This window comes from Streptomyces acidicola (genome assembly GCF_009377235.1).
In the GTDB taxonomy this organism is placed as follows: domain Bacteria; phylum Actinomycetota; class Actinomycetes; order Streptomycetales; family Streptomycetaceae; genus Streptomyces; species Streptomyces acidicola.
Genome location: NZ_VMNX01000308.1, coordinates 1 through 9646, shown reverse-complemented (window position 1 = coordinate 9646; position 9646 = coordinate 1). Strand labels below are relative to the sequence as shown.

Here is a 9646-nt window from a genome sequence, read left to right as displayed (position 1 = left end):
ACCCCCGCCCTGCTGAGGCCGCACCTCCCGCTCCCACGGCCCCCGTCCGCCTGTCCGACTCCCAGGAGATCCCCGCGGGCGACCTCACCCTGCACCCGGTCTGGGAGCCGACGCGGCTGCTGCGCGGCAGGCCGTACCCGGCCGAGTCGGCGCGTGTCGTCGCGGTCGGCCTCGAACCGGAGGTCCTCGCGGCGCTCACCGCCCACTGCCCGGACGTCGTGCCGCTGCACCCCGGTACGTCGTCCGTGACGGAGCTGCGCGAGGAGCTGGCTGCCGCCGGCGCCTTCGACCACATGGTCATGCAGTTCCCGACCACGGCCCCCGCGGGCCTGGACGCCGGGCAGCCGATTGGCGAGCAGCGGATCGCCGAGCAGCGTGAAGCCGTCCGGCGCATGTTCCGCGTGCTCAAGGCGGTGTCCGAACTCGGCGCGGACGAGCGGCGGCTGGGGCTCACCCTGGTGACCCGTGGCGCCTTCGCCCCGGACGGCGACGTGCCCGCCGACCCGGCCCAGGCGAGCCTGCACGGCCTGATCGGCGGTCTGGCCAAGGAGGAGCCGTACTGGCGTGTCCGCGCCGTGGACCTGTCCGACGGCGAGCCGTTCGTCGCGGGGGAGGTGTTCGCGCTGCCCGCCGACCGCCGTGCGCACCCGTTCCTGCGCCGCGGCGGCCAGTGGCTGCGCAGGCAGCTCCTGCCGGTGGACGCCACCCCGCTCCCGGCCGAGCCCGTCCTGCGCCCCGGCGGTGTGTACGTGCTCCTCGGCGGCGCCGGAGACCTCGGCGTGCTGCTCAGCGAGTACCTGGTCCGCCGGTACGACGCGCGCGTGGTGTGGGTCGGACGCCGCGCCGAGGACGAGACGATCCGGGACAAGGCCGCGCGGGTGGCCGAGGGCGGCGGGCGCCCACCGGTCTACCTGTCCGCCGACGCCTCCGACCCCGCCGCGCTCGCCCGGGTGCGCGACGAGGTGACCCGACGGTACGGCCGCATCGACGGTGTGGTGCACCTGGCGATGGTGTTCAGCCACACCCCGCTGGCCCGGATGGGCGAGGACGAGCTGGAGGCCACCCTGGCCGCCAAGGCCGACCCCTGCGTGCACTTCGCCGACGTCCTCGCGGGCCTGGACCTCGACTTCGTCCTGCTGATCTCCTCGCTGGTGAGCTTCATCCGCAACCCGAACCAGGCCCACTACTCGGCGGCCTGCGCCTTCGAGGACGCGTACGCCGCCACGCTGCGCACGGCGCTCGCCTGCCCGGTCAAGGTCGTCAACTGGGGCTACTGGGGCAACGTCCCCGACGCACTCCTGCGCGACGTGACCGACATGGGGCTGGCCCCGATCGACCCGGCCGCGGCGATGGACGCGGTGGAGCGTCTGCTGGCCGGCCCGCTCGACCAGATCGGCTTCATGCGCCTCGGGCGTCCGCTGCCCGTCGAGGGCGTTCTGACCGGGGAGACGCTGAGCTCCCACCCGCACGGCGCGGTGGCGTCCGGCGACGCCCCGGCCGTGCCCCTGCCGGACGACCTGGCCGCGCATCACGCGGGCCCGGTGCCGGGCGAGATCGACGCGTTCCTGCACCGCCGCCTCGCGGTGGAGCTGCGCCGGGCCGGACTCGACGAGCCGCGCGACGGCCTGGCCGAGTGGAAGGCACGGCACGACGTCGACGCCCGGTTCGACCGCTGGCTCACGGCCACCCTGCGCACCCTGACCGACCACGGGCTGATCGACGCGCGGGGCCGATGGAACGACGCCGGCCCGGCCGTACCGGACGCCGAGGCCCTGCGCGCCGACTGGGACCGGGCCGCCGCCCGGTGGGCCGACGCCAACGCCGATCTGCGCGCCCCGCTCAAGTTGCTCGGCCGGACCCTGCCCGCGCTGGCCGGCATCCTGCGCGGCCAGGTGCTCGCCACCGACGTGCTCTTCCCGCAGGGATCGTTCTCCCTGGTGGAGGGCGTGTACCGGGACAACCGCGTGGCCGGCCACTTCAATGCCGTACTGGCCGAGCACGTCCTGTCGTTCCTCCGTGCCCGCAGGCAGGCCGAACCGGGCGCCCGCCTGCGCGTCCTGGAGATCGGCGCGGGCACCGGCGGTACCACCGTTCCCGTGCTCGACCGTCTGAGCCGGGCCGGACTGGACCTGGCCGAGTACCGCTTCACCGACCTCTCCCAGGCTTTCCTCCAGCGCGCGCAGGACACCTTCGGACCCCGCTACGACGCCCTGACGTACGGCATCTTCGACGCGGGCCGGCCCCCGCACGTCCAGGGGCTCGACATCGGCGCGTACGACGTCGTCATCGCGGCCAACGTGCTGCACGCCACCGACAACGTCCGCCCGGCCCTGCGCCACGCCAAGGCGCTGCTGCGCGGAGGCGGGCTTCTCGCGCTGAACGAGATCAGCGGCTTCTATCTGGTCAACCATCTGACGTTCGGCCTGCTCGACGGCTGGTGGCTCTACGACGACCCCGAGTTGCGCGCTCCGGGCAGCCCCGCGCTGTCCCCGGAGAGCTGGCGCCGGGTGCTGGAGCAGGAGGGCTTCACCGGCGTCGGCCACCCGGCCGGGGACGCCCTGGCGCTGGGGCAGCAGGTGGTGGTGGCCCACAGCGACGGCCTGGCGCGCGGTCCCCGGGTCGTGCCCGCCGAGTCGGCGGTCCCGGTCCCGGCCCCGGTACCGGTTGGCGCTTTGGCCGCCGCCCCGGTCGCCGTTGCCGTCGCCGCTGTGGAGACGACTCCGGCCCGGTCCGTGGCGGATGTGGTGCTGGCCGAACTCGCGGACGCGCTGCGCATGCCCGTGGAGAGGATCGACCCCGACGGGACGTTCGCCGACTACGGCCTCGACTCCATCGTCGGCGCGAGGTTCGTTCAGCGCCTCAACCAGGAACTGGGGATCGACCTGCTCACCACGGTCATCTTCGACCACCGCAGCGCGACGCTGCTTTCCGCGCACATCGTCGAGAGCCACCGGCCGCGGCGGCCCGCGCGGGAGGTCGGGCAGGCCCGGGAGGCTCGGGAGGTCCGGGAGGTGCCGCAGCCCCAGCCCGCGGTGCAGCCGTCCGTCGTCTCGGAGGCATCCCCCGCCTCAGAGCCGTTCTCCGCCTCACCGGCATCGTCCGCCGCGGGCGCGGGGCGCCGGTCCGCGGAGCGCGAGCCGATCGCCATCGTCGGGATCAGCGGCCGGTTCGCCGGGTCGGACGACGTCGACGCGCTGTGGCGGCACCTCGCCGCGGGTGACGACCTGGTCGGCCCGGTCGAGCGGTGGGACCTGTCCGCCCACAGCGACGAGGAACTCGCCTGCCGTGCGGGCAGCTTCATCGACGGCATCGACGAATTCGACGCCCGCTTCTTCAACGTGACCGGCCTGGAGGCGACGTACACCGACCCGCAGCAGCGGCTCTTCCTGGAGCAGGCGTGGACCGCCCTGGAGGACGCCGGCCACGGGAGGGCCTCGCTGGACGGCCGCCGCTGCGGTGTGTACGTCGGCTGCACCGGCGGCGACTACCACGAGCTGTTCGAGGACGCGCCGCCCGCCCAGGCGGCGTGGGGCAACGCACCGTCCGTCGTACCCGCCCGCATCGCCTACCACCTCAACCTCCAGGGGCCGGCCATCGCGGTCGACACGGCCTGCTCCAGTTCGCTGGTCGCCGTCCACCTCGCCTGTCAGGGGCTGTGGAGCGGCGAGACGGAACTGGCCATCGCGGGCGGGGTCAGCGTCCAGGCGACGCCCGGCACCTACCTGGCGGCGAGCCGTGGCGGGATGCTGTCGCCGACCGGCCGCTGCCACACCTTCGACGCCGCGGCCGACGGTTTCGTACCCGGCGAGGGCGTGGGCGTGGTGGTGCTCCGGCGCCTGTCCGACGCCCTGGCGGACGGCGACCACATCCACGCGGTGATCCGCGGTTCGGCCGTCAACCAGGACGGGGCGACCAACGGCATCACCGCACCGAGCGCCCTGTCGCAGGAGCGCCTGATCCGCCAGGTGCACGACGAGTTCGGTATCGACCCGGCCGGGATCGGCATGGTCGAGGCGCACGGCACCGGAACCCAGCTCGGTGACCCCATCGAGTGCCAGGCCCTGGTCAACGCCTTCTCCGGGGCGGGCCCGGAGGGCTCCTGTGCGCTCGGCTCGATCAAGACCAACCTCGGGCACACCACCTCCGCGGCGGGCGTGGCCGGCCTGCTCAAGACGGTCCTGTCGATGCGTCACGGCCAGATACCCGCGTCGCTGCACCACCACGAGATCAACCCGGCGATCCGGCTCGACGGCAGCCCGTTCCAGGTGAACACCGAGCTGCGGCCGTGGCGGCCGAACAGCCGGGGCAGGCGGGTCGCCGCCGTGAGCGCCTTCGGCTTCAGCGGCACCAACGCACACCTGGTCGTGGAGGACTTCCCGGGCCCCGAGGAGCGCCGGGCCGAAACGCGTGAGCACCTGTTCGTCCTGTCCGGCGGGGCGCCCTCGGCCCTGCGCCGCCGCGTCGAGGACCTGGCCGAGCACCTCCGACGCAGGCCCGACGCCGTGCCCGGCGACGTCAGCTACACGCTGGCCGTCGGCCGCGACCACTTCGCCCACCGCGCCGCCTTCACCGCCGACAGCCGCGACGCACTCCTGCGCCGGCTCGACGCCTGGCTCGCGGGCGGGGACGGCGGTACCGGCGACCGGAGCGCGGACCCGGCGTCGGAGCGCGTCAGGGTCCGGTACCTCGACGGCGCCCCGGTCGACTTCGCTCCGCTGTACTCCGGCCTCGACGTCCGCCGGACGCCGCTGCCGACGTACCCCTTCCAGCGCAGGAGCTACTGGGTGACCACGACGACTCCGGCCCGGCACGACCGGAACCGGCAGCCCGCGGCTCCGGCACCGGGCGCCGCTCACCGGGAGCTGCCCCACCTGCGCCCGCTGGTCGGTGCCCGTCTGCTGGCCGAGGTGGCCCGCGTCCTGATGATGGAGCCCGAAGAGATCGACCCGCAGGCGTCGTTCTCCGACTTCGGCGTGGACTCGGTCCTCAGCGTGAAGCTCGTCGACTCGGTGAACCGCGCCCTCGGCGTCGACCTGCCGAGCACCACGCTGTTCGAGCACAGCTCGCTCGACCGGCTGACGGACCATCTGGTCACCCGGCACGGGGAGCGGTTGCGGTCGTCCGGCGCCCTGGGCGACGACTCGGCCGGGGAACCCGAGGGGGGGCCGACGCAGGACCCCGCTCCCGCACCGGCCCCCGCTCCGGTGGTTGTCCCGTCCGCCGCCGCCGACGACCAGGAGGGCGCCGAGGACGCCGACGAGGACGCCGTCGCGGTCGTCGGAATCGCCGCCCGGTTCGCGCAGTCACCCGACGCGGCGGCACTGTGGGCGCATCTCGCGGCCGGTGACGACCTGGTCGGGACCGTCACCCGCTGGGACATGGCGAAGGAGCTGGGGCCCGGCGCTCCGCGCCAGTACGGCAGCTTCGTGGACGACATCGAACGCTTCGACGCCTGGTTCTTCCGCATGTCGGGCAAGGAGGCGACGTACACCGACCCGCAGCAGCGGATCTTCCTGGAGGAGTGCTGGCACGCGCTGGAGGACGCCGGTTACGCCGGTGAGCGGCTCGACGGCCGCGGCTGCGGGGTCTACGTCGGCGGCTCGCCCAGCGACTACCAGCAGCTGATCGGCGACGACGCGCCCCCGCAGACGCTGTGGGGCAACATCTCCTCGGTCATCGCCTCCCGCATCTCCTACTTCCTGGACCTTCAGGGGCCCGCGCTGTCGGTGGACACGGCCTGCTCCAGCTCGCTGGTGGCCATCCACCAGGCCTGCCAGGACCTCCGCCAGGGCCACACGACGATGGCGCTGGCCGGCGGGGTGTTCGTCCAGTCCACGCCGATCTTCTACAAGTCCGCGGTACGGGCCACCATGCTCTCCACCCGCGGCCGCTGCCACACCTTCGACGACCGCGCCGACGGCTTCGTGCCCGGCGAGGGCGCCGGAGTGGTCGTCCTCAAACGGCTCGTGGACGCGCTGCGGGACGGCGACCACGTCTACGGTGTGATCCGCGGGTCGGGCGTGAACCAGGACGGGACGACCAACGGGCTCACCGCGCCCAGCGCCCGCTCCCAGGAACGCCTGTTGCGCGCCGTGTACGAGCGGGCCGGCGTCGACCCCGCCGGCGTCCAGCTCATCGAGGCGCACGGCACGGGCACACCGCTCGGCGACCCGATCGAGTTCGAGGCGCTGCGCGCCGTGTTCGGTGACGCGCCCGCGGGCGGCTGCGCGCTGGGCTCGGTCAAGACCAACCTGGGACACACCCAGTTCGCCGCGGGCGTGGCCGGTGTCATCAAGGTGCTGCTGGCGCTCCGGCACGAACAGCTGCCCCCGTCGCTGCACTTCCGACGGAGCAACCCGGCCATCGCGCTGGACGGCAGCCCCTTCCACGTCCCCACCGAGCTGCTCCCCTGGCCCGCGCCCGCCTCGGGGCCGCGCCGTGCCGGCGTCAGTTCGTTCGGCGCCGCGGGAACCAACGCACACGCCCTGATCGAGCAGGCCCCGGAGCCGGACCGCACCCCGCACGCCGACCGCCCGCGCTGGCTGTTCGTGCTGTCCGGCCAGGACGAGGCCGCGCGCCGCGCCCAGGCCGAGCGCCTGCTGGACCACGTTCTCGCCCACCCGGACCTGGACCTCGGCGACGTCGCCCACACCCTGGCCACCGGCCGCCGCCACTGCGGCCACCGGTGGGCGTGCGTGGCGGCCGGCCGCGAGGAGCTGATCCAGGCCCTGCGGACCTGGCTGCGCGACGGCCGCGCCCCGAGCGTGTCCACCGGTGAGGCCTCGGACGGACACCGCCGCCAGGACCACGCCGCACTCACCCGCGCCGAGCAGTTGATGGCCGAGCACGCCCGCCACGACAGTCACGCCCGAGGTGACAGTCACGGCCGTCACGACAGCCACGGCAGCCTGACCGAACTGGCCGGGATCTTCGCCGACGGCGTGGACCTGCGCTTCGCCCCGCTCTTCGCCGACGGGGGCTTCCGGATCGTGCCCCTGCCGGGGTACCCGTTCGGCGGTGAGCGGTACTGGGTCGGACAGCGCGCACTCCAGGCCCCGGCACCGTCGGCATCCCGGTCCGTACAGTCGCCGCTGACCGGCCGCAAGCGTCCCGGAGAGCCCGACGCGCCGTGCTACGCCGTCGAGTTGACCGGCACCGAGTTCTTCCTGGACGACCACCGCGTACGGAACGTACCGGTGCTGCCCGGCGTGGCGTACCTGGAGCTGGCGTGCGCCGCCGCGCGGGCGGAGGGCATGGAGCCCACCGCACTGCGGCTGCGTGACGTCGTCTGGTCGCGCCCGGCACGGATCACCGGGCCGACGTCGGCCGAGATCGCGCTACGGCGCCGGGCGGGCGGCGGCCTCGGCTACGGGATCACCACGACCGGCGCGGACGGCCGGCCCGTACCGCACGGGCAGGGACGCATCGAACCGTGCGCCGCGTCCGAGCCCGCGCCCGCACGCCTGGACATCGCCGCGCTGCGCGCCCGGTGCGACGTGCGCACGCTGGACCACGAAGCCTGCTACCGGCTCTTCGAGAGCATGGGCATCGGCTACGGTCCCGCGCTGCGGGGCCTGCGACGGCTCGACATCGGCACCGGGCTCGCCGTCGCCCGTCTCACCCTTCCCCGGGCCGCGCGCGACGGCGGCGGCTGGACCCTGCACCCGTCGATGCTCGACGCGGCGTTCCAGGCCACGGTCGGCCTGTCGCTCGCCGAGGGCACCGACGGCGACACGGTGGCGGCGGCGCTCCCCTTCGTCCTGGAGGACGTGCGGATCCTCGCGCCGACCCCGGCGAGCGGCTGGGCCGTGGCGCGGCCCGCGGCGGACGACCGCGGCGGCGCCGTGCGCCGCGTCGACGTGGACCTGTGCGACGACGACGGGGCCGTGTGCGTGCGGCTGCTCGGGCTGAGCACGCGGGTGCTGCCCGCGACGGCCGACGATCCGTCAAGGACGGTGCCCGAGAAGGGCAGTGCGACCGCCGACGGCGCCTCGCTCACCCTCATGCGGCCCGGATGGCGTCCCGCCGAGCCCGCCCGCGCCCCGCGCCCGCTCGCGCGGCACCGGGTCCTGCTCGGCGGATTCGACGGACCTGACGGACCCGACGGACCCGATGTACACGACGTACGCGAAGGAACCGGCGGGATCGACCCGTCAGCCGTGGCGGCCGCCCTCGGCGTGCCGTGCGACGCGATGCCCGAGGCGGACGACCTGGTCCTGCGGTACACCAGCGCCGCCGAAACCGTGCTGGAGCGGCTGCGGCAGGCCATCCCGGCCACCAAGGAAGGCCCGGTCCTGCTCCAGGTCGTCGTACCGGCGCACGGTGAGTCCCGGCTGCTCGCCGGACTCGGCGGCCTGCTGCGTACGGCCCGTATGGAGCACCCCAAGGTGATGACCCAGCTCGTCGAGATGGAGACGCCGGTCGACACGGCCACGCTGTGCCGACGGCTGCGCGACGAGGCCGCGAGCCTCGACGACGTGGCGGTGCGGTACGCCGACGGCCTCCGTCAGGTGCCGAGGTGGACCGCCCTCGACGACGCCCCTGCGGCCGGGCCGTGGCGGGCCGGCGGCGTCTACCTCGTCACCGGCGGAGCGGGTGGGCTCGGCGGGCTGTTCGCCCGGGAGATCGCCCGGGAGGCGCCCGGCGCCGTCCTCGTCCTGTGCGGACGGTCGCCCGAGGGCCCGGCGCAGCGGCAACTGGTGCGCGAGCTGAGCGACATGGGGGCCCGGGCGACGTACCGCGTACTGGACGTCGCACGGCGCCCGGAGGTGGACGCGTGCGTGCGGGCGGTCGTCGCCGAGCACGGGCGCCTGGACGGTGTCCTCCACACGGCCGGAGTGGTGCGCGACGGCTACCTGGCCATGAAGAGCGCCGGGGAGCTGCGGGAGGTCCTCGCCGCCAAGGTCGCGGGCCTCGTCCACCTCGACGAGGCCACGGCCGCCCACGACCTGGACTGCTTCATCGCCTTCTCCTCGCTGTCGGCCTACGGCAACCAGGGCCAGGGGGACTACGCGGCGGCCAACGCCTTCATGGACGCGTACGCGGCACACCGCCGGGACCTGGTGGCCAGGGGCGAGCGCCACGGCCGCACACTGGTGATCGGCTGGCCCCTGTGGGCCGACGGCGGTATGACGGTCGACACCGCGACCGAACGCAGGCTGCGGGAGACGGTCGGCATGGTGCCGATGCGCGCCCCCCAGGGCGTCGAGGCGCTGCTGCGCGCCTACGGCAGCGGCGAGCCGCACGTCCTGGCCGTCTACGGTGACCGCGCCCGTGTCGACGCCACGCTGCTGGCCGACCCGGCCGCCACTGAGACCGCTACCGAGGCGGCTGCCACCGAGACCGTCACCGTCAGCCGTGCCGACACCCACGCCCACGCCCACGCCCACGCCACCGTCCTCCACCGAGTGATCACGCTCGCCTCGGCCGTGCTGGGCGTACCGGCGGACGAGATCGACGGTGCGGTGGACATCGGCGAGTACGGGTTCGACCCGGTCACGCTCGCGGAGCTCACCGGCAGGCTCGCGGCGGAGTACGGGCTCTCGTCGGCGCCGAGGCTGTTTCTCGATCACCCCACCCTGGAAGAGGCCGTGGACCACCTCCTCGACAACCACCCCGATCACTTCGCGGCGGCGCCGCCGGCCCC

1 protein-coding gene is annotated in these 9646 nt (G+C 74.5%); it reads left to right on the top strand.

What is annotated here, in order from left to right:
- Positions 1 to 9646 (top strand): SDR family NAD(P)-dependent oxidoreductase (locus FPZ41_RS41655; RefSeq protein ID WP_152869475.1); only part of this gene is annotated, 9646 nt, incomplete at both ends.